This window comes from Acinetobacter thutiue (genome assembly GCF_030385805.1).
GTDB classification, from domain to species: Bacteria; Pseudomonadota; Gammaproteobacteria; order Pseudomonadales; family Moraxellaceae; genus Acinetobacter; species Acinetobacter corruptisaponis.
In genome coordinates, this window is the sequence record NZ_JAUDZE010000001.1 from 791,999 (window position 1) to 813,621 (window position 21,623).

The 21,623-nt window shown below is 42.1% G+C and carries 23 protein-coding genes and 1 pseudogene; 2 read left to right on the top strand and 22 right to left on the bottom strand.

The window, feature by feature from the left end:
• Positions 1-16: 16 nt before the first annotated feature.
• From QTA56_RS03935 to QTA56_RS04035, 21 genes and pseudogenes are all read right to left on the bottom strand, one after another.
• Positions 17-613 carry a 6-pyruvoyl trahydropterin synthase family protein gene (locus QTA56_RS03935; RefSeq protein WP_267979635.1) on the bottom strand — a complete coding sequence of 199 codons (597 nt, stop codon included), beginning with the start codon at positions 611-613 and terminating at the stop codon, positions 17-19.
• Positions 614-744: 131 nt separating this feature from the next.
• Positions 745-1,719 (bottom strand): type II secretion system minor pseudopilin GspK, encoded by a 975-nt coding sequence (gspK, locus tag QTA56_RS03940; RefSeq protein WP_267979636.1) that lies wholly within the window; start codon positions 1,717-1,719, stop codon positions 745-747.
• A gap of 5 nt (positions 1,720-1,724) precedes the next feature.
• Positions 1,725-2,354 (bottom strand): type II secretion system minor pseudopilin GspJ, encoded by a 630-nt coding sequence (gspJ, locus tag QTA56_RS03945; RefSeq protein WP_267979637.1) that lies wholly within the window; start codon positions 2,352-2,354, stop codon positions 1,725-1,727.
• Positions 2,351-2,740, bottom strand: a complete 390-nt coding sequence (gspI, locus tag QTA56_RS03950; protein ID WP_267979638.1) for a type II secretion system minor pseudopilin GspI — start codon at positions 2,738-2,740, stop codon at positions 2,351-2,353. The genes gspJ and gspI overlap by 4 nt, the downstream gene beginning before the upstream one ends.
• Positions 2,727-3,278, bottom strand: a complete 552-nt coding sequence (locus tag QTA56_RS03955) for a pilus assembly FimT family protein (protein WP_267979639.1) — start codon at positions 3,276-3,278, stop codon at positions 2,727-2,729. The genes gspI and QTA56_RS03955 overlap by 14 nt, the downstream gene beginning before the upstream one ends.
• 12 nt (positions 3,279-3,290) lie before the next feature.
• Positions 3,291-3,902, bottom strand: a complete 612-nt coding sequence (locus QTA56_RS03960; protein WP_267980035.1) for a TetR/AcrR family transcriptional regulator — start codon at positions 3,900-3,902, stop codon at positions 3,291-3,293.
• Between the two features lie 37 nt (positions 3,903-3,939).
• Positions 3,940-4,713 carry a TatD family hydrolase gene (locus QTA56_RS03965; RefSeq protein ID WP_267979640.1) on the bottom strand — a complete coding sequence of 258 codons (774 nt, stop codon included), beginning with the start codon at positions 4,711-4,713 and terminating at the stop codon, positions 3,940-3,942.
• A gap of 23 nt (positions 4,714-4,736) precedes the next feature.
• The gene (locus QTA56_RS03970; protein ID WP_004682232.1) at positions 4,737-5,081 is read right to left on the bottom strand and encodes a PilZ domain-containing protein; all 345 of its coding nucleotides are present in this window, start codon (positions 5,079-5,081) and stop codon (positions 4,737-4,739) included.
• Positions 5,082-5,432: 351 nt separating this feature from the next.
• Positions 5,433-5,870, bottom strand: coding sequence for a hypothetical protein (locus QTA56_RS03975; RefSeq protein WP_411956080.1), 438 nt, complete (start codon positions 5,868-5,870; stop codon positions 5,433-5,435).
• 233 nt (positions 5,871-6,103) lie between these two features.
• A complete protein-coding gene (locus QTA56_RS03980) occupies positions 6,104-6,409 on the bottom strand; it encodes a hypothetical protein (RefSeq protein WP_267979642.1) in 306 nt (101 codons plus the stop codon).
• Positions 6,410-6,620: 211 nt separating this feature from the next.
• Positions 6,621-7,592, bottom strand: coding sequence for a DNA polymerase III delta subunit-related protein (locus tag QTA56_RS03985; protein ID WP_267979643.1), 972 nt, complete (start codon positions 7,590-7,592; stop codon positions 6,621-6,623).
• 11 nt (positions 7,593-7,603) lie between these two features.
• The gene (gene kdsB / locus QTA56_RS03990) at positions 7,604-8,365 is read right to left on the bottom strand and encodes a 3-deoxy-manno-octulosonate cytidylyltransferase (RefSeq protein ID WP_267980036.1); all 762 of its coding nucleotides are present in this window, start codon (positions 8,363-8,365) and stop codon (positions 7,604-7,606) included.
• Between the two features lie 12 nt (positions 8,366-8,377).
• Positions 8,378-9,382 (bottom strand): annotated as a pseudogene (gene lpxK / locus QTA56_RS03995) (tetraacyldisaccharide 4'-kinase); the annotation flags it as partial.
• Between the two features lie 2 nt (positions 9,383-9,384).
• A complete protein-coding gene (gene msbA, locus QTA56_RS04000) occupies positions 9,385-11,112 on the bottom strand; it encodes a lipid A export permease/ATP-binding protein MsbA (RefSeq protein WP_267979644.1) in 1,728 nt (575 codons plus the stop codon).
• The gene (locus QTA56_RS04005; protein ID WP_004679501.1) at positions 11,109-11,537 is read right to left on the bottom strand and encodes an ExbD/TolR family protein; all 429 of its coding nucleotides are present in this window, start codon (positions 11,535-11,537) and stop codon (positions 11,109-11,111) included. The genes msbA and QTA56_RS04005 overlap by 4 nt, the downstream gene beginning before the upstream one ends.
• A 25-nt stretch (positions 11,538-11,562) precedes the next feature.
• Positions 11,563-12,192 carry a MotA/TolQ/ExbB proton channel family protein gene (locus QTA56_RS04010; RefSeq protein ID WP_267979645.1) on the bottom strand — a complete coding sequence of 210 codons (630 nt, stop codon included), beginning with the start codon at positions 12,190-12,192 and terminating at the stop codon, positions 11,563-11,565.
• Positions 12,193-12,239: 47 nt separating this feature from the next.
• Entirely contained in the window at positions 12,240-13,127 is an 888-nt protein-coding gene (locus QTA56_RS04015) for a ParB/RepB/Spo0J family partition protein (RefSeq protein ID WP_267979646.1), read from the bottom strand.
• Positions 13,124-13,906, bottom strand: coding sequence for a ParA family protein (locus tag QTA56_RS04020; RefSeq protein WP_267979647.1), 783 nt, complete (start codon positions 13,904-13,906; stop codon positions 13,124-13,126). Before QTA56_RS04020 ends, QTA56_RS04015 begins: the two co-directional genes overlap by 4 nt.
• 18 nt (positions 13,907-13,924) lie before the next feature.
• Positions 13,925-14,560: a 16S rRNA (guanine(527)-N(7))-methyltransferase RsmG gene (gene rsmG, locus QTA56_RS04025; protein ID WP_267979648.1), complete on the bottom strand. Its 636-nt coding sequence runs from the start codon at positions 14,558-14,560 to the stop codon at positions 13,925-13,927.
• A gap of 177 nt (positions 14,561-14,737) precedes the next feature.
• Positions 14,738-15,427: an N-acetylmuramate alpha-1-phosphate uridylyltransferase MurU gene (gene murU, locus QTA56_RS04030; RefSeq protein WP_267979649.1), complete on the bottom strand. Its 690-nt coding sequence runs from the start codon at positions 15,425-15,427 to the stop codon at positions 14,738-14,740.
• Positions 15,427-16,440, bottom strand: a complete 1,014-nt coding sequence (locus QTA56_RS04035; RefSeq protein WP_267979650.1) for an aminoglycoside phosphotransferase family protein — start codon at positions 16,438-16,440, stop codon at positions 15,427-15,429. The genes murU and QTA56_RS04035 overlap by 1 nt, the downstream gene beginning before the upstream one ends.
• 118 nt (positions 16,441-16,558) lie before the next feature.
• Between QTA56_RS04035 and QTA56_RS04040 the strand changes: the two genes are divergently transcribed.
• Positions 16,559-19,033, top strand: a complete 2,475-nt coding sequence (locus QTA56_RS04040; RefSeq protein WP_267979651.1) for an LPS-assembly protein LptD — start codon at positions 16,559-16,561, stop codon at positions 19,031-19,033.
• Positions 19,033-20,346 (top strand): peptidylprolyl isomerase, encoded by a 1,314-nt coding sequence (locus QTA56_RS04045; RefSeq protein ID WP_267979652.1) that lies wholly within the window; start codon positions 19,033-19,035, stop codon positions 20,344-20,346. The genes QTA56_RS04040 and QTA56_RS04045 overlap by 1 nt, the downstream gene beginning before the upstream one ends.
• Positions 20,347-20,452: 106 nt before the next feature.
• On the opposite strand, the gene fba is transcribed toward QTA56_RS04045, so the two are convergent.
• Complete coding sequence (gene fba / locus QTA56_RS04050) at positions 20,453-21,490, bottom strand: class II fructose-bisphosphate aldolase (RefSeq protein ID WP_267979653.1); 1,038 nt, start codon at positions 21,488-21,490, stop codon at positions 20,453-20,455.
• Positions 21,491-21,623: the final 133 nt, after the last annotated feature.

Genomic DNA, 21,623 nt, shown 5'->3' on the forward strand with positions numbered 1-21,623 from the left:
TAAAGTAACAGACCACTCAAATATTGACTTGTAGTTCTACGTTTGGATTCTGGAATCTTATTCCTTTTTTCAGATTCTCATACATTTGAGGATCACTCCATTCTGTCTGTACCTGTTCTGAAAAAACAATCTGATCTAAACTTAAAATACCCATTTGTTCGTTTTCAATATCTTCTATGAAACTTTGTGCATAACCTGTATCCGTTTCATGCACAATCACCGAATAGACTTCTACATCACCCTCACCATTTTGGGTAGTGGTTGAGTGAAGCACCTGCTGCGCAAGATAAAAGAAAATTCGTGAAAATTGCTCGGCAGATGGCGAAACAGGTAAGGCAATCCAGCGTGCACTAAATGTTTGACATGCGGCGATATATTCAGGGTCATCTTTCTGCCAATAGCAAATGGCATGATCAAAACTGTCAAAAAGCTCCTTAATCACACCTTTTAACAACCCAAAATCATACACCATTTGCCCATGATCCAGCTTTGAGGCTTTTAACAGTAATTCAACTTTATAGCTGTGCCCATGAATCGAACGCTTACAACGGTCCGATGTACAGTTACGCACAATATGAGCATTTTCAAACTTAAATAATTTACGAATTAACATGCACCAAGCTGATCTTTATTTGCAAAACGGATTTTATTATAAAGCAAAAAAACCAAGCATTGTGATTGATTTTAAACCCTGTGACCATTCAATCATCCAATTTATACATTTTAGGTTTATCCACTCGATTTCTATGGTGCTGGCACCACTGCATTAAATGGCGCAAGGCTTCTGGAATAGACTGTCACCTGTTTGTCTTTGCGCATCATGGCACTGGTAAACTGTCGTTTGCGTTCACTTAAAACCACTTCAATTTGAGCAGTAAAATAATTTGATTTACTGTCTAACCATGCCGCAGCATCGGTCTTGTTTTGTGGTTCTATTCCAGAAAAAGCATTCAGTTTCCACAAATCTTCAACACTATTGAAATAGGTCAATTCTGCCTGTTTGGCTTTTAATTCCTGTTCTAGCGTTTTCACATCTATTTTGGGATCAATGCTTGCCAATAATAAGGGAGCCGCCGTGTTCATATTGATTTTTGTGGCTTCTGGCAATGCGGTGACATACGGTGCAATGAGGTCATAATTTTTTCCCTCGAACCCTCTGACCAGCTTTAACTCCTCTACCTGATGAAACTTGGTATTGGAAGCCAAATAGGATGGATCCAAACCCTGATAATAATTACTTTCCGCGCCCATCGCACCCGTAGTTTCATCATCGGCATCTTGCCAGTCAATTACGGCCTGACTCAATTCAGCAGGCAACCCAACGCGTTGCAATAATTTTTCAAACCAGCGTCTTGCAGAGTCATCCACACTGCCATCAGCTTTTAACAAGTTATTTAAATTGAATTTTCCAGACTCATCCAGCAAGCGGCCTGAAACAAAACCATCTTCTACAGGAAAGGCTGGCATTGGTTTTGCCCAGTTTTCCTGTAGATGATCAATATTACCGCCATTGTCACTGTCCTGAATCAGCAATTCAGAGAAAAATGCCTCTGCACTTTTGGCATAAAGTAAGGATTGATCCTGACGCATCATATAACCTGTATTTTCAGAGGTATTGGTCTGTCGTTTGGCAATGGTTGCAGCCAGAATGGTGGCTAAGGCCACCATCACTAAAATAGTGAGTAATGCGATACCACGTTGAGATGAATCATTCTTCATAGCAATCATGGCCCTGTTTTATTTTCTGACAATTTATTGGTATTCAGTAGACTATAAATCCACTCATAATCTGTGCCTGCAACAGTCAACTGCACCTTAAACCCTAAAGGTAGTTTTTTTAATTCAGTCACATTGTTTGGATCACTGATATTTTCAGGCCATTGGGTCAGTTCTTGTGGGTTGAGAACGGTAATTTTAAACTGGTCCACCCGTTCTAACAGCGTACTGGAAATAGGTTGCACCCGATTAGGAATATTGAGATTTGCATATTTTAAACGATAGACTTTCTTCTGTGCAGAATCATAGCGATATTCGATACGTTCATAAGGCGACACACCTTGCTTCAATGGATCTGAGACACCAGCCTTACTAAACATAAAACTTCGATCATTTAACAACAAAGCCGCTTGTAACTGTCTACCATCATTGGTAGTTAAAGGAATGATTTGCAGGCTATCCCTCAAAATTTGCTGATAAGCGTCCTGTAGTTCAAACAGATAGCTTTCATGTTCCGCATTACGGTCTTTGACCTTTAACAAATAATCAAAGACTTTCCAGCCCAGCATTGAAAGTACCGCAAAAATGGCAATCGCAACCAACAATTCAACCAAGGTAAATGCTTGTTTATATTTCATGATGTTTTGGCTTTTGCTGGGTAGTTAAAAAACACCATGTTGGTGACCCCTGCTTCAACTTTACCTTGTTCCGTATTAAACAGGCTCACCTGCAATTCTATCCGCTGAATATTGGGACTAATGGTTGCCTGTGCCTTTTTGTCAATCTGCCAGGTTTCCCCCTGTGAGGTGACTTGTTTGGACTGCGTTCCCTCCAGCCATTCCTGATTCATTTCCATCATGGCCACTTCATTCATGGCAACAAATTGTGCCTTGGTCCGCAAAATCGCATTGGAGGTTGACTGTGTGTATTGCATGGCAATTTTAGTTAATGCAATCGCTGCCACAGCAAAGATAGCAAGTGCCACCATCACTTCAAGTAAGGTAAAGGCTTTAATCTTGTTCATTTATTTTACCCAGGTGATCCAGTTCCAGCTCATGGCCAATGGGTTGCTGTTCATAATAAAACTGAATACGAACAGGTTTGGCTTCGCCATTGCCAAACCAGATCAACTGTGGTGATTTACCACCTAATAAATCTTCATTCTTGGCTTGCGAATAATTCTCGCCATCTAAACTTTGAATACTAAACGAAACCTGATCAGGTAACTGGCGTGGTTTAAATTCCTGATAAGGTTGCCAAGTGCGATTAGCCTGTTGTATTTGCTCAAGGCTTTGATCATGATATTCAAATAAATTATAGCTAAAAGGTGCAACATCGGTTGCATTTTGCGTATTTAATGCCAGCACCTTGGCTTGATCGGTTGCTTCCTTATTGATTTTTTTTAAATCGAGAATAAACATTTCTCTGGCTTGCATGGCACGGCGCTGATCAACACCACCAATATTTAACACCACCAAGGATGCCATGATGGTCATAATCACAATCACCACCATAATCTCAATGAGGGTGAATGCCTGTTGTAATCGACGAGGTGATCTCATTTGCTTGACCAATTATGAAGCAGCCACTTGTTCAAGTTGTTTTGGCATAGCCAAAGCTTGCTCAATATAGGCAACGCGCAAGGTATCTCGAGAGCCTAGATAACGCTGATAAAAACTTGAGTTGAGAATCACCGCAGCGCCATAAGTCAAAGACCAGATGGAAGCCAAATAATCGCGTGTGGTCATGCTGCTATGGATATCCACCAGATAGCTTTCTGTCATACGGATGATGATCCGCAGGCGTTGACGGCGAATTTTATACAATTCACTGAATAGCAATTGAATCCCTTGCCCAGTCGTGGAAAGACGTTCCTCAATCTGGTGAAATAAAGCGGTACGTTCAGGATGATGGAGATGATGCAGCATAAAGAATGCCAAATGTTCAGGAAAAGCCTTTTCAGTATCCTGAATCATTTCCAGCAACATTTTCTCGTTACGAATAATCAGCAACATATACAATTCATCTTTACTCTGAAAATGCTTGTATAAAGTTCCTTTCGCAAGATCCAGTTCAGCAGCCAGCGCATCAAGCGTCATACCTGCCTCACCATTTTCCAACAAGAGTTGTTCAGCAATCTGAAAAATCAAGACTTCTCGTGCTCTAAACTGAGCTTGGCGATCCATTTTCACGTGATAACTCTTCCTAGTGCAACAAAACCGTTTATTTCAAATTTAAAAGATTTTCAAAATTCTGGGCAGTGATCATGCCAATCTCTTCGACCGATTTATCATATACATCACTGAGTGCTTTTGCTACATACGGCACATATTTCGGTTCGTTGGTTTTACCACGATAAGGTACAGGTGCCAAATAAGGACTATCTGTTTCAATCAGTACACGGTCAAGTGGAACCTGTTTGGCGACATCTCGCAAATCCTGCGCATTTTTAAATGAGATAATGCCAGAGAATGAAATGTAGTAGCCACAGTCCAGAACAGCTTTCGCAGTTTCCCAGTCTTCGGTAAAACAATGCAAAATTCCATGCGTTGACTGCTCCGCTTTTATAATATCAACCGTGTCATGCTTAGCCGAACGTGTATGCACCACCACAGGTTTCTTTACAATCTTTGAGGCCTGAATATGCCGTGCAAAACACTGCTTTTGCGCTGCAATAAAATCAGTGCTGTGATAGTAATCCAGACCAGTTTCACCCAAAGCCCAGACTTTTTCAGATTGGGCAAGCTCCACCAAATAATCTGTTGTTGCACGTGCCATGGTCTTTTCATCCTCACATGGATGAACACCAACCGTATAGCCAACATCCGCATGTCTGGACGCGATCTGTGACAATTGAATATGGTCATCCAGATCAACTGAAATTCCCATAAATTTTGACACACCCGCGAGTCTGGCCTGTGCAAGTGCCTGATCCAGATCTCCTTGATAAGGCGTTAAATCCAGCATGGTTAAATGGCAATGCGTATCAACAAACACTCTTTTTTTCCTATTTATGATGCTTACATGGTGTAACTTGGGCGATCGAGGCCTTTTGAACCTGCCAGCAACTTTTCAGCCTCATTTTTATAATACACACCTTTTTCACCCATGAGTTGGATTGCAAAACCCTGTGGTTTAAAATGTGTTTGTTTATAAGAAATCCAGATCACTTTACCCGTCAATGGAATCTTCTGTGCCTGATCTGGCAAGGTTGCCAGAACAAATACCTCCTGTCCCATCTTGACCGCCTGCTTGGTTGGAACAAATAAACCGCCGCCTTGCACAAAAGGCATATAACTTGATTGCAACGTTGCTTTATCAGGAATATTGACCTGTATAATTCCACCCATCATTTGTGGTTGCATAACATTCCCCTGTTAACACAAAAACCGAACACTTTTATATCACGCTGATTAATCTAACAAATTGAACCGTCTATAAAAATCAATCTAACTCATACTTAGCAGATAAAAGATAAGTAATGAGTTAAAGCATTTACATCATTACTTTTTGATTATAGGAAACATTGCTGGAAACAACAAATAATGTTTAATAAAAACGTTCAAACCAAAGGAATTTGCTTATTCTTTAAACAGAAGAAATTTTCTTTATATTTTTTATCTACATAAATAATATGAGCAAATACTCCAATAAATAAAACAGGACTTTAATAGTCCTGCCTACTTTTTTAAATTATAAATTTTTATAAAAATCTATCACTTAGGATTTTTGACAATCTCCACTTTATCAAATGAGAACCAACATTCACCCTGTTCAGACCATTTTGATTCCGTAGTTCCCAATACGCCTGTCACTGTAATCCGATCACCCACTTTCAGGCTACTGATTTTATCGGTATTGACCTTAAGGTCATCTCGCGTCAGTCCCTGGCCTTTACATTTACTATTGACAGGATCTTTAAAGATCACGGCAATCTGATTTTGAAACACCACATCACCCGTTTTGGTAATACGGGTCACAATTCCTAGCACCTCTAAACGTTGAGAATCCCACTTGCGTTTTGCAGTGATTTCATTCTGTTGCCAGTCTTTCCAGATTTCAGACAATGTTGCTTTCTTTGCAGGAGCAAGGCCACGAAAGTCTCCACTAAGAATATCCCCTGTTTTATTTAATATGCCATCTGTTGCAGACATAGCAGAGTCCATAACCTGACAACCAGTTAACAATACAATTCCTAAGCCAGCAATACTTGTTTTTACATACATTTCGAAGTTCCTCTGTCGAACTAGATAATTATCTGTATGTGAAAAAATAACATATTACGTTATAAATGTGAAATTTTAACACTCATTGATTAATCTTTCACTGTGACTCTCAAAACGTAAAAAAACCGCCATAAAGGCGGCTTGCTGTTGAGATAAGATTTTTATTTTTCCGTACATTTATAATCAAAGTTTAATTTGCTAATCATTTGATCAGTATTGCGAGAAATAACTGCAATATTGTTTACTCCAGCTTCAATATAAAATTTTCCACTCACCTGATTTGGTATAGAATTTTGAGGGTGATTAAATGAATAAGTGTATATACACTCATAAGCCTGCGAACCAGCATTAGAGGCATTGATTACAAAAGAAGAACCATTAATATCTGATACAAACTTTGGCTCTGCCATTGCAAGAGTTGGCATGATGACCAGTGATAACCCGAGTGCTATAGATTTTATTTTCATCACTATATTCCTTATTTTTAATATTATTGTGAAGTACCTCACATTTTATATTTTTTTTATACAGATGAAAGACTACAAAACAATTTAGATACAAATGTTACAGAAACACCTTAAAGTAATTTAATTAAGCCGATTTCTTAACCTTTCACAAATGCTTGTGATAGACGTCATTTTGATATGAAGCTACAATATATGACAATAGCAACAAAACTTAAGCATTCATTAATTGTATAAACAGTTCATCAAGCACCAATTGCGTCTGAACATTCTGCTCCACCATCAATTTCTTCTGCTGTAGATCTGAATAAATTGAAAACAGGCATTCCAAGTCATAGCATTGAATAATTTCTTGAAAATTCAGATCGTCATTCTTGATTGACTGATTTAATTTTAAAGCAATGACATCAGCTAATAGATATTCAAACATCATCAGAAATTCTGAAAAATTTAATTCCTTAGACCACTTGTTTGCGTAGTGCAAAGGCATATTCTTTTCAGATACCAGCTTCAGCCAATCGTTTAAAAATGTAGCCCGTTTCTCTAGCCAGTGACTCTGTTGAATCTCGATTGCCTTTAACGGCATATCATTGCCAAGATTCAACAACAGTGAAGTTTGCTCAGATGTTAAATCTGGAATTTGCTGTCGCACAAAAGTCTGTGACTCTTGAGGGGTTAGACGATCCAAGGCGAAATGCTGTAGCCGACTGCGGATGGTTGCGGGTAGTTTTAAGTAATGATCGGCAACTAAAATCAGCACTACACGCTCACCTGGTTCCTCCAAAGTCTTGAGCAATGCATTGGAAGAGGCAATATTGAGTGCTTCTGCTGGCTCAATCATCACCACACGCCAGCCTTCGCCTGTCTGCTGCACGAAAGGCAATAAGTCACGGATTTTTTCAATCTTTATTTTTGCATTTTGCTTTTTATTGTCTTCGTCTGTGGTGATATGCACATAATTGGGATGGGTGTCAGATTTCAGCCATTGGCAGCTTGAACACTCACCACATGCCGCCTCAGCCTGTTTATTCAGACAAAGTACCCATGCAACAAACCGTTCGGCAAACTCCTGCTTGGCACAGCCTTGTTTACCATAAAACAGTAAACCATGACCAAGCTCAGGAAAGCGCGTGGTGAGCAAAGACCATGTTTGCTCATGCCAGGGATAAATCATGGTTTGTTGCATATCACTCAATACTATTCAAATAAACTAACAGACATCGCATTTAAACGGTCTAAATCCGCTTGGGTATCAACACCTGGAGGTAAATTCGCTTCTGCAACAGCAATGGCAATACGGTGGCCGTTTTCCAATACACGCAATTGCTCTAGGCTTTCCAGTTTTTCCAGATTTCCCTGTTCCCAAGTGACATATTCTTGTAGTAATTTGACACGGTAAGCATATAAACCCAGATGGCGGAATGCCTGATCATGCAAGGTGGGTTGTGACTGTTTTGCCCCATCACGATCATACGGAATGGTGGCACGACTAAAATACAATGCTTCATTGCGATTGCTCATCACCACTTTCACAATGCTGTCACGTTGAAACTCATCTAACTGATGAATAGGCTCACATAAAGTAGACATTGAACATTGTGGTTGCTCAACCAGAAGTTGCGTTACCTGCTGTACCAACTGTGCTGGAAGCAAAGGCTCATCACCCTGAACATTGACAATAATGTCATCGGCAGACCAGCCTTTTAGACGGGCAACCTCACTTAAACGATCTGTACCTGATGGATGATCAGCACTGGTCAACACCACATCAACCCCCTCAGATCGACACACTTCGGCAATACGTTCGTCATCCGTTGCGACACACAAATCATCAAAGCCCTGTACTTTTTTGGCTTGATCAACTACACGCAAAATCATTGGGCGACCATGAATAAGCAATAAAGGCTTGCCTGGTAAACGAGAACTGGCAAAACGCGCAGGAATAACGATGTGTTTCATAGTTGCCCTCCAAGAAAATTGAATCCCGACCTGCTGTAGCTGTTGTCGCAGCAAGTCATAACTATCTGATGATAAAACTGCCTCAACAGGCACCACCCAAATAGGAATATTAAATTCAGGATGTTGCTTTAATAATGTCTTGAACTTAACCGCATCTTTTTCAGTAGTGATAATCACATCATGATGATCAAATGTTAAATCAGCAATTTCATAATCATGATGATCGGGAAACTCATGTGCCTGATATTGGTTAACACCCAGCTTATTCAGTGTTTGATAAAAACGCTGCGGAAAACCGATGCCCACCACAGCATTAAAATATTGCTTGGGATCAAAAGCATTTGTACTCGAATGAGGATTGAGCAGATAAGGCTGACCAATCTCTAAATGCATATTTCGCTGCGCTTGTGCAGTTTTGCTATGCTCAATCACTGTACCCTGTTTTAATCGCGATTTAGGTTCACGCAGATAACCTTCAGGCAATAATTTTTCATTGCCCAAACCACGATTTTGATCCAGCACAATCCATTCAATCTGACGTGCCAAAGCCCAATGCTGCAAACCATCATCACTAATAATCAGGTCAATCGCTGTAGACTTTAATAACAGCTCAATTGCTGCCTGACGGTTTGGACCAACCGCCATTGGAACATGGGTTGCCTGTACAATCAGACAGGGTTCATCACCCACCGCATCAGGTTCAGAGGTTGTGGTCACCAGAGCAGGAAAATCTCCTTTACCGCCATAACCACGACTGATCACCCCAACACGAATATTGTGTTGCTGGAGATACTTGACCAGTTGAATCAACAACGGCGTTTTTCCACTGCCCCCAACCGTGATATTACCAATTACCATCACAGGCACAGGTGCGGTATATACTTTCTTGATTCCAGTTTTATACAAGCCCTGATTCAGGGAAAAACCAAAACGGTATAACCATGACAATGGACGCAACAACACTAACCATGCCGCCTGTTTATTCCAGGCATCCTGTATGGTTTGCGCCATAGACATGTTTAGTGTTCCTCAAAATTGCGTTGATGCAATTGGTAGTACATACCATGTTTTGCCAGCAATTCGGTATGTGTGCCTTGTTCAATGATCTGCCCTTTGTCCATCACCACAATCACATCAGCATTTTCAATGGTCGATAAACGATGCGCAATCACAATGGTAGTACGACCTTGCATCGCCTCATCAAAAGCCTGTTGAATAAAATACTCAGACTCATTATCCAGCGCACTGGTTGCCTCATCCAGAATCAGGATTGGAGAATCTTTGAGAATCGCACGTGCGATGGCAATACGCTGACGTTGACCACCAGAAAGACTCAAGCCCTGCGCACCCAAAACCGTGTCATAGCCCTGTGGCAAGTTCATGATAAAGTCATGCGCATAAGCTGCTTTTGCCGCCGCAATCACCTGCTCGTCACTTGCATCCTGCAATTGACCATAGGCGATATTGTCACGGACTGAACGGTTAAACAGAATCACCTGTTGATTGACCATTGCAATCTGTGATCTCAGGCAAGACAATTCAATGTCCTGAACAGGCACACCATCAAAATTCAGTTGCCCACCGCTTAACTCCTGAAAGCGTGGCAGCATATTCACCAATGAGGTTTTACCCGCACCTGAACGTCCCACCAATGCAACTGTCTGTCCAGAATGAATCTTTAAAGAAAAATCTTTAATTGCATGCGTACCGTCTTCATAACGTAAATCTGCATGTTCAAACTGTATATTGCCTTTAAGCACAGGTGTGAGTTGCCCCTTATTCTGTTCTTCAGGCAAATCCAGTAGTTCAAATACAGAATGTGCTGCTGCCAAACCACGCTGTAATTTCTCATTAATATCCGTCAGGTTCTTCACAGGTTTTGAAATTAAACCTGCTGCTGCAATATAGGCAACAAACTCACCTGCGGAAGTATCACCCAAAACTTGTGGACGTAGTGCAATCCATAAAATCACCGCCATCGCACAAGATAAAATCAACTGAATAATCGGGCTGTTAATATTTTGCACCACCACCATTTTTAAGCCACGGCGAAGATTCTCTTCTGATGATTTATAAAAACGTTGCTGTTCAAATGCTTCACCTGTAAAGCTTTTGACGACACTATTGCCATTGATGGTTTCCTGTACCACATGGTTGACATCACCCATGGTATTTTGTACCTGAATCGACAGCTTACGCATTTTTTTCGAGGCAATACGCACCAAGATGCCAATCACTGGCATAAAGACAATAAAACATAGTGTTAAACGCCAATTGGTATACAGTAAATAGCTCAACAACCCAATCACAATCAAGCCGTCTTTAATCAGGGTTTGTAAAGACTCTGATGACGCGGCTGAAAGCTGTTCAACGTTATACATTAACTTGGCAGTAATATGGCCAGAGCTATGATCAAGATAATATTGTGCAGGGAGTCTTAATAATTTGGCGTAAACTTCCTGACGAATACCAAAGACCAGCTGGCGTGAAATAACGGCGGTAAAATATCCACCTAAAAATAATCCAACGCCACGAAAAAACATCAATAGCACAATTAAAACAGGAAACCAGTTCAGATTCTCTCGATCACCATTTTGAATGGCATCAATAATATATTTCATCAGCTTGGCGACAGAGACTTCTGTTGTGGCATTAATCGCAAAACCGATCAATATAAATAAGGCAATGCCCCAATAAGATTTTAAATATGAGATGAGGCGCAAATAAACCTTAAAATCCTGATTCACTCAGTAAAACCTCTAGTCGGAACTTTAGTGCTGATATTGACATTGACAAAGCCAAGCTGACCTGCCACGTCCATCACACGAATCACGTCCTGATGGGTTGCCTTGGCATCAGCCGCAATAATAAACATGAGATCACGCCGATCCTGTGCAGCCTGCTTGATTGCGGTACTTAAATCAGCAATATCCTTGGTTGATAATGCCTGACCATTCACAGAATAATGTCCAGTCGAGTCTACCATGATTTCAATTTTCTGATCGAACTGTTTTGGTGGCACACCCTGCGCGTCTGGCAAGGTCAGATTGATACGGCTTTGCTGGCTGAATGTCGTGGACAATAGCAAGAACACCAGAATGAACAACATACAGTCAATCATGGGGGTCAGGTTGATATGAATATCTTCAACTTGAGAGCGTTTAAACTTCATGATAATCACCTACGCTTTGTTGAGCCTAACTTGCACGGCGATGTTCTTGTACATGCGGGACTTTTTTATAGAAAAGTGCCGCATGAAACAGTGTCGATTGTTGCTCCAGCTCAGCGATATATTCATGCACGACACGCTGAAAATAACGGTAGGCGATCATGGCAGGAATCGCAATCAGCATCCCCACTGCAGTGGTAATCAGGGCCTTGGAAATCCCTGGTATCATCATGCTGGCATTACCTGACGCACCAATATCAATCACCAAGAATGATTCAATGATCCCAATGACCGTGCCGAGCAAACCCAGCAATGGCGCAATTGCACTTAAAGTACCCAGAAAATTGATATTTTTTTCCAGATGACTGATTTCCCGTGAAGCGGTTGCCTCCATCTGCGCACGCGCAAACTGCTCGCCTTGCTCGCGATGTTCATATCCCGCCTTGAGAATACGTCCCAAAGGGCTTTTTGCAGCAGCATCCTGCTCCAAATGTGAAATGACAGATTCAGCATCTGAAGCATTGACCAGCAAGGCCTGTGGTAATACCTGTGACCGTTTTAACCGAATATAACGTTCAATTGAAATTGCAACCGTAAAAATTGATGAGAGAATCAGCGGTAGCATTAACCAGCCACCTGCCTTGACAAGTTCCCACATATTATTCCCCAATAATATTTAAAATATAACAGGAGGTATTCTAAATTTTAGTTCGGTAAACAGATATTTAGAATGCCATCCAGCTCATCCAATGAGTGATAGTGAATGACCATTTTTCCTTTACCCTGTTGGTTATGGTCAATTTTTACATTCGCTCCAAAACGTTCTGAGAGTTTCTGGGTCAACTGTTCAATATCTGGAGAAACCTGAGCCTTTTCCTTTTCAGTTTTTGGTTCATTCCACTCACGTACCAGTTGTTCAGTCTGACGCACTGACAGGGCTTTTTCAATCACGATTTGCGCCACGTCAATCTGGTCTTTGGCTTTCAGGGTGAGAATGGCACGAGCATGTCCCATATCAATCTGCCCCTGCTGCATCAGGTCCTTAATTGGATCAGCCAGACTGAGCAAGCGTAATAAGTTACTGACTGTAGTACGCGCTTTACCCACAGTATCGGCTATTTCCTGATGGCTCAGACCAAACTCATCATGGAAACGTTGTAAGGCCAATGCCTGATCAATCGGATTCAGATCCTGACGCTGAATATTTTCAATCAAGGCCAATGCAATTGCGACCTGATCATTCAGTTCGCGCACAATGGCAGGGATTTCAGTTAAACCCGCTAACTGCGCTGCGCGCCAGCGACGTTCTCCCGCAATAATTTCGTAGGGGTGCTGTTCATCGTCAACAGGACGAATCACGATCGGCTGCATCACACCATGTTTTTCGATGGATGACGCAAGTTCCTGTAAATCCTGTTCCTGAATAAAACGACGTGGCTGGTATTCACCACGTTTTAACAAGTTGACATCAATCTGCTTGAGTTGACCATGATCCAAGGCTTGTGCTTCGAGTTGCAGTTTTTCTTTTTGAATTGAACCCAATAGCGCATCTAAACCACGACCTTTAGCCAATCCGCGTTTTTTGATGCTCATACAGCACTTCCTTTTTTCACTTTACTTTTCTTCAACATTTCTGCGGCAAGGTTTAAATAGGCCACCGCACCTTTAGAACTTTTCTCAAAATAGATCACTGGTAAACCATGTGCTGGTGCTTCCGCCAAACGAATATTTCGAGGAATCACCGTATCATACAGTTTTTTACCAAAATACTGCTCCAACTCTGCCGACACATCACGGGTCAGGGCATTACGGGCATCATACATGGTACGCAACACCCCAATGATTTCCAAGTTTGGATTGAGGGCTTTTTGTATACGGTCAATGGTCTGGGTCAAGTCAGCCAAACCTTCCAAAGCATAATATTCACACTGCATTGGGATAATCACACCATCAACCGCTGCCAAGGCATTCACAGTAATGAGGCTCAAACTTGGGGCACAATCCACAATGATATAGTCAAATGAGGACGCGACTTCCTGCAAGGCATTTTTCAGGATAAATTCACGCCCATCCTGCTCCGCAATGGCAAGCTCCACTCCTGCAAGCTCACGGTTTGCACCCAAAACCTTATAACCCACCTCAGCCTTTTGAATGGCTGTTTCAATGGGCACTTCGCCCAACAGCACATCGGTCACTGAATAAAGCAAGTCATTCTTTTGAACACCTGAGCCCATGGTGGCATTACCCTGTGAATCCATATCGACCAGCAACACACGTTTTTTCAAAATTGCCAAAGATGCGGCAAGATTCACTGCGGTCGTGGTTTTCCCGACACCACCTTTCTGGTTTGCAATTGCAATAATTTGAGCCATGACTACCCTTAATATTTTTTATTGAATACGTTGAAGTAACAGTAAATGACGTTGTTCATCTAATCTTGGTACACGAAGTTCAATCACCCTACATGAATATTGATCTTTGATTTGCTCAACTTCGTCGGTTGGAATTAAGCCTTTCATTGCGGCAATAATACTTTGCTCATGCATATAAGGTTGTGCAGCATCGACAAAGTCAGTCAGGGAAGCAAAGGCCCGACTTGTAATGACATCGAAATGACCAAGCTCGTTAATGCTGTCTTCATTTTCTACACGTGTTTGCACTGCAATTACATTTTTCAGCTTTAGATCGGCAATAAACTGCTTTAAAAAACGAATCTTTTTTCCATTCGAATCCAGAAGCACACAAGAACGCTCTGGTTGGCATAATGCAATGATCATGCCTGGCATACCACCACCCGTTCCCACATCCAGCAAACGGCCCTGAGGCAAATCATTCAGGATACTCAGGCTATCCAGTAAATGTTTCACCAGCATTTCTTTAGGATCACGAATGGCGGTCAGATTATAGGCCTTATTCCATAGCACCAAAGCATCTTGATATTTCAATAAGAGTGTTAAGGCCTCATCACTCAGGTTTAAACCCAAAGCTTGGCTACCTTGCTTTAATTCTTGAAAAAAAGGATGCATAGCGGTGTAACATCTCGATAAATATGCTGTGCAGTATACCGATTTCTGATACAAGACACAGTAGGACTTGTTGAACGATTATGCAGTTAAACAGCGGCAAACATGATAAACTGCACAATCCTATAGGTTTTTGTCTTTTTCCATACAAATCAAATAAAGACAGTATTTTACTCCCTTTTAAGAAAAAATACCCTGTTTGATGTGTTGATCCAGCTGCTGCAAGCGCTCAGGCGTACCCACATCCACCCAAACTGCCTGCATCTTTTCAGCCGAAACCTGCTGTTGCTGCATTGCCTGTTTTAGCAAGGGTGCCAAAGGCCGCTTACCATTTTCCAGACCAGCAAACATCCGCGGATGAAGCACCGCAATACCGCTATAGGTGAATGCCTCGCCCAACTGTTCCTGTTCAAAGGTATAAGCCAGTCCATTGGAAAGGATAAAATCACCCTTTAAATGCTGGGGGGGATTTTCCACCAAGACCAAATGTGCCTGCCGCTCACCTAACTGAACATCTAATAATGAAGCAAAATCCATGGTGGTCCAGACATCCCCATTCACCAGAATAAATGGCTCATCACCCAACAATGGCAAAGCATTGATGATTCCACCTGCGGTTTCAAGACCTTCACCCTCATGTGACCATAGGATTTTGACACCGAATTGAGAACCATCACCCAACGCATTCGCCAGTTTTTCGCCTAACCATGCGGTATTGATGACGATCTCAGTCACACCAACTTTCTGGAGCTTTTCAATGTGCCAGACAATCAATGGTTTGCCACCAACTTCCAGTAAAGGTTTTGGGGTATGTAAGGTTAAAGGACGCATACGATTGCCGAGACCCGCAGCAAGAATCATGGCTTTCATTATGCTGCAACCTCATAGTCACCATATTTGGCAATAAATTTTGGCATCACTACATCACGGATGAACTGCATAAAGTCATTCAGTTCTTCATAGCCCTGACTTTCTTCAAGCAAATACCACATCACACGCGGTAAATCTTTTAAATAGCCTGATTTGCTGTCACGCTCGAACAATCGCACGAAGATACCCAAAATCTTGAGGTGACGTTGAATCGCCATTAAATCAGCATCACGCTTGAATTGCTCAAAACTACGGTTTTCTTTTGCAGTTTCAGGCAACAGGTCATAGAACACTTTAAACCATGCATAAACACGTTCAGCATTCCATTGCACATAGGCATCACGAGTAATCGAGATCAGGTCATAGGTATCTGCACCAATCACTGCATCCTGAAAGTCAATTACACCAAGCTCTTGCTCATTGTCGATTTTCATGAGGTTACGGCTATGAAAATCACGGTGCACGATAACTTGTGGTTGATGGGTTGCTTCAATCGCAAGGAAGTCGAATGCCTGCTCAATGGTTTCAAGCTGCTGTTCTGTAGGCTGAATGTTCAAGGATGGCAACATCCATTCAGTCAACAAACGCATTTCAGTCATCAGCTTTTCATAGGAATAGGCAGGTAAATGATCTTTTCCATCAATCTGCTGTAACTCGATTAACTGTTTAAAGCTTTGTGCATAGTATTGGTCAACAGTTTCGTCATTCAATAAAGTGGACAACACCACATCACCAAAATCCTCAAGCAGCAACAAGCCCTGGGTTAAATCCTTGGCGACGATATGTGGCACACGAACCCCATGCCCGTCAAAGAACTCATCAATACTCACAAATGGAACACAGTCTTCTTTTTCAGGCGGCGCATCCATGAGCATATAGGTTTTGTTTTGTAACTTGATTCGCGCATAACGACGAAAGCTTGCATCTCCTGCCAAAAAACTGATCTCAAATTGATCGGACTGAAGAACGGCTTGAAGCCAAGTTTGTATCAATTGTTCACGTTGTGTATTCATTTGCAATAAAATCTAAAACTAGCTGAGATTTTGAAAGCTTAAGTGTAGCCACTTATCAACTTTTTCTCTATGATGCGACAATAATTAATTGTGAATTAGCGTACTGGTTAATGAGACAATGAAACATCAGTTTAAATTTAATCCTTTAGCAACAGCTATTTTGACACTTTTGTGTGGCGGCTCGATTCAGTCAGGTTTCGCAGCTTCAGCTGATGCCGTCTCTACGCTTGACAATAAACAGCTTAAAGCCCTCGCCCAACAAAATCAGGCTCAGCCAGAGCAAGAAAGCTATAAAGGTGAAAAGTTTTTCCAGCAATATTATGTGGACAAATCAGCAGCAGAAGCCCAGTTACGCGACAATCGCTATTTAAGTTCCTCCTTTTGTCAGGGCACATGGATTACCCCGATTAATCCACAAACCAAGCCATCCGATGCCAATAACACCACTTCAGTAATCACCGCAGACTATGGTCATTACAACCCTGAGGGAGATTCTTTCCTGCAAGGCAATGTTGTTATTGATCAGGAAGGGCGCAGTATTCGCGCAGATCAGGTCACCATTGATTCAACCCAAACCCATGCAAAAGCGCAAGGACAAGTACAGCTTGCACAATCAGGCCTGCTCACGCAAAGTGATGAGATTGACTACAATCTAAAAACACAGACAGGTGATTTAAACAATAGTTTCTACATCTCTGAACAGCAGCATGCGCATGGTTATGCAAGTCAAATCCAGCGTCAGAATGAAAATCTGGTTGTCTTGAAAGATGCAAGCTATACTGCCTGCCCACCTGGACAAAAACCAGCCTGGAAAATTCAGGCAAAGCAAATTGAACTGAATCAGGATACAGGTCGTGGTGTAACACGTGGCACCAAGCTTTATGTCAAAGATGTGCCTGTACTTGCCGTACCCTATTTCAATTTCCCGATTGATGACCGCCGTACCACAGGTATTTTAACCCCTACCTTCGGTTATACCAATGATGGTGGTGCACAGCTTGGCGTGCCTGTTTATCTTAACCTGGCACCAAACTACGACTTAACGCTTACCCCAAGCTTTATGAGTAGACGCGGTGGCAAACTGGATGGCGCATTCCGCTATATGACTGAGAGTTTTGGTTCAGGTCGAATCTGGGGCGGATATTTACCAAACGACAATCAATATGACAATAAAGACCGTGATGACCTGCATTTTATCCATTACTGGAAAATGAATAATCAATGGTCGACCAATTTAGAATATAACTATGCATCAGATAAGGATTATTTCGCAGACTTTGAAAATAATCCAAATAGCAAAACCGATGTGAATCTACGTCGTGCCTGGGAACTGAATTATCAAAATGGTATTCCTGGACTTAAGGCTCAGTTGAAAGTCGAAGATTTCCAGACACTGGATAAAACCATCAAAGATGCAGACAAGCCTTATGCCCGCCTGCCGCAATTTTTATTAAATTACGTTACAGGCGATCCACAGGGATTACAGTATGAATTTAATAATGACACTGCATATTTCAAAAAGTCGATTGATGATGATTCAGCATTAGAGTCAAGCGGTACGCGTATCTACAACCAGTTTGCCGTTCGCTACAATTACATCACGCCATCTTGGTTCTATGCGATCCCAGAAGTTTCTGTGCGCAGCATCAATACATTCTATGATCAGGACTCAAAAGAAAGCCTTGGTCTTTCCAAATCTGATGATCTGGAAAAATCCGTTGTTGTACCGCAGTTTACGTTGGCAACAGGTGTCACTTTCGAAAAAGAGGGTAAATACCTGCAAAGTATTTCACCACGTGCTTTTTATGCCTACTCACCTTATAAAAAGCAGGATGATTATCCAAACTTTGACTCAACCACAGCCTCGATCAACTACGACCAGCTTTTTAACCCCTACCGTTTCTATGGCCATGACCGTCTGGATGACAACAACTTTTTGTCATTGGGTGTAACCTATAGCCTATTGGATACAGAAGGTCTGGAGCGTATCCGCGCCAGTGTTGGTCAAAGCTATTATTTTAGTGATCGTCGTGTCAGCCTGAACCAACAGCCTGACGAGTTTGACACCCAGCGTCAGACAGGCCCAATTGTGAGTGTGTCCAGTCAGCTCAACCAGAATTTCACCATTAACGCCAATTCAGCCTGGATGTCGAATGGTGACAATGCCCAGCGAGATGTGCAAGCCTACTATACAGGCGATCAGGGCAACCTATATAACTTAGGCTATTTCTACCGTAAAAATATTCCTGACCGTCAGAATTATTACGATCAGGTTGTTGCATCCTTTATACAACCTGTAAAGGATAATTGGCGTATTATGGGCCATGCCCAATATGATCTGGACAATAACTTAATGCGTGAGTACCTGCTTGGCATCAATTATGAGTCTTGCTGTTGGGCTGTTTCAGTCTATGGTCGTTCCTACTATAACGACCTGGATGATCCGAACTCTCCAGATGTTCGCAAAAAACGTGCGGTTATGGCTGAGTTTACCCTGAAAGGTCTAGGAGCCTTAAACAACAAGCTTGCCTCTCTTCTGGAAAATAGAGTTTTAGGTTTCAACAAAATTAATCAATCTTGGACACAACGTTAATGAAGATACAACACTTTCAACATATCTTTAGAGCCACTGTTCTCGCTGCCCTAGTTTCTTCATCAATGCAAAGCTTTGCCCAACCTACGGATGAGGTTGTCGCAATTGTGGACGATAGTGTTATTCTTAAAAGTGACTTAGAGCAAGGAATTGCGGAAACGGAACACCAGTTAAAAGCACAAAATAAAACGGTTCCACCTCAACAGTATTTACAAATGCAGGTACTTGACCAATTGATCGTTCGTCAAGCCCAGTTAGAGCAGGTCAAACGCTATGGCATTAAACCAGACGAGAAAAGCCTGAATGCAGCCGTACTAAAAGTTGCGAATCAATCAGGCGCCAGCACATTAGAGGCTTTCCAACAGAAACTGGATGCTATTGCACCTGGTACTTATGAAAATCTACGCAACCGAATTGCTGAAGATTTGGCAATTGGTCGCCTGCGTCAACAACAGGTGATGTCGCGTATTAAAATCAGCGACCATGATGTTGAGAATTTCCTAAACTCACCTGAAGGCCAGGCTGCCTTAGGGATTCAGGCACACGTCATTCATATGCGTATTTCGGGTGAAAATACCGATGAAGTCCAAAAAGTCGCTCAAGAAGTTAAACAAGCTTTGGCTACAAGTGATGATCCTAAAGCGATTAGCTCAAAACTGTCCACTTCAACCGTTAAGGTTGATGGCGCAGATATGGGTTTCCGCTCGCTGTCTGATATTCCTACCGAACTTTCGGCGCGCATCACCCCATTAAAAGTAGGTCAAACCACTGAACTGATCAATGTTCGTGATGGCGTCCACGTACTTAAATTACTTGAACGCAAACAGAATGACCAAAAGGCCTTGGTTTCTCAATACCAGACCCGCCACATTCTGATTCAACCATCAGAAGTTGTAACCTTGGATCGTGCCAAGCAAATGATTGACAGTCTTTACAAGCGTGTAAAAGCAGGAGAAGATTTTGCAACATTGGCCGCAACCTATTCAAATGATACAGGTTCTGCCCGTGATGGTGGTAGTCTTGGCTGGGTTAGTCCAGGAATGATGGTTCCAGAGTTTGAACAGGTTATGAAAGACACACCTGTTGGACAAGTCAGCAAACCATTTCAGACCCAGTTTGGGTGGCATATCCTACAGGTTACAGATACTCGCCAGCAGGACATGACCAAGGAAGTTCAGGAACGTATGGCTCGCCAGATTTTAGGTGAACGTCAGTTTGATACCGAAGTGGATAGCTGGACACGTGAACTTCGTGCCAATGCCTATGTTGAAATTAAAGATGCCAACCTAGACACCAAAGCTCCACAAAAATAATCCAGCTACTTTAATGCAAATGCCAGCCTGTATAAGAGCTGGCACTTTATTTACTCAATAAAGAAAAAACAGCGGCAAATGCCGCTGTTTTTTTAGCTACAAATTATTATTTGTAACGATCAACCATTTTCTCTAAAGAAATTGGACGAATCTTGTCAGCATTGCCTGCAGTACCAAACGCTTCATAACGATCGATACAGATTTGCTTCATTGCTTCAACTGTCTCGCCAAAGAATTTACGTGGATCAAATTCGCTTGGTTTTTCAGCCATCATACGACGCATTGCCCCCGTTGAAGCCAAGCGCAAGTCAGTATCAATATTGATTTTACGAACACCGTGCTTGATTGCTTCCACAAGCTGCTCTACAGGCACACCGTAAGTTTCCTTAATATCACCACCGTATTGGTTAATCACAGCCAACCATTCCTGTGGTACAGAGCTTGAACCATGCATCACAAGATGCGTGTTTGGCAGTGCAGCATGAATTTCTTTAATACGGTCAATTGCCAGAATATCGCCTGTAGGTGGGCGAGTAAACTTGTACGCGCCATGTGAAGTACCTACAGCAATTGCCAAGGCATCAACATTGGTATCTGCCACAAACGAGGTTGCCTCTTCAACAGAAGTCAGCAATTGAGAATGGTCAAGTACACCTTCCGCACCAACACCATCTTCTTCACCAGCCATACCTGTTTCAAGACTACCCAGACAGCCAATCTCACCTTCGACTGAAACACCACATGCATGCGCCATCGCAACCACGCGACGCGTTACATCAACGTTGTAATCGTATGAGGTTGGTGTCTTACCATCCGCGCCCAATGAACCATCCATCATGACTGAGCTGAAACCCAACTGGATAGAACGCTGACAAACATCAGGGCTTGTACCATGATCCTGATGCATTACCACAGGAATATGCGGCCATTCTTCAATCGCTGCCAAAATAAGGTGGCGGAGGAACGGTGCACCTGCGTATTTACGCGCACCAGCCGAAGCCTGCACGATTACAGGTGAGTTTGTTGCATCCGCAGCGAGCATGATTGCACGCATTTGTTCTAAGTTGTTTACGTTAAATGCTGGTACGCCGTAGTTATGTTCCGCAGCGTGATCCAAGAGCTGGCGCATTGAGATGAGTGCCATAATATCCTCCCAGGTAATGCGCCATATTCTACATGCTGATTTATTTCAATTCAGCAACTAATCACAGGAAATCAAAAAAAATCCCTGATCTTTTATGTAATCTGGTAAACGAATTGTATTTTCCCATAAAAAA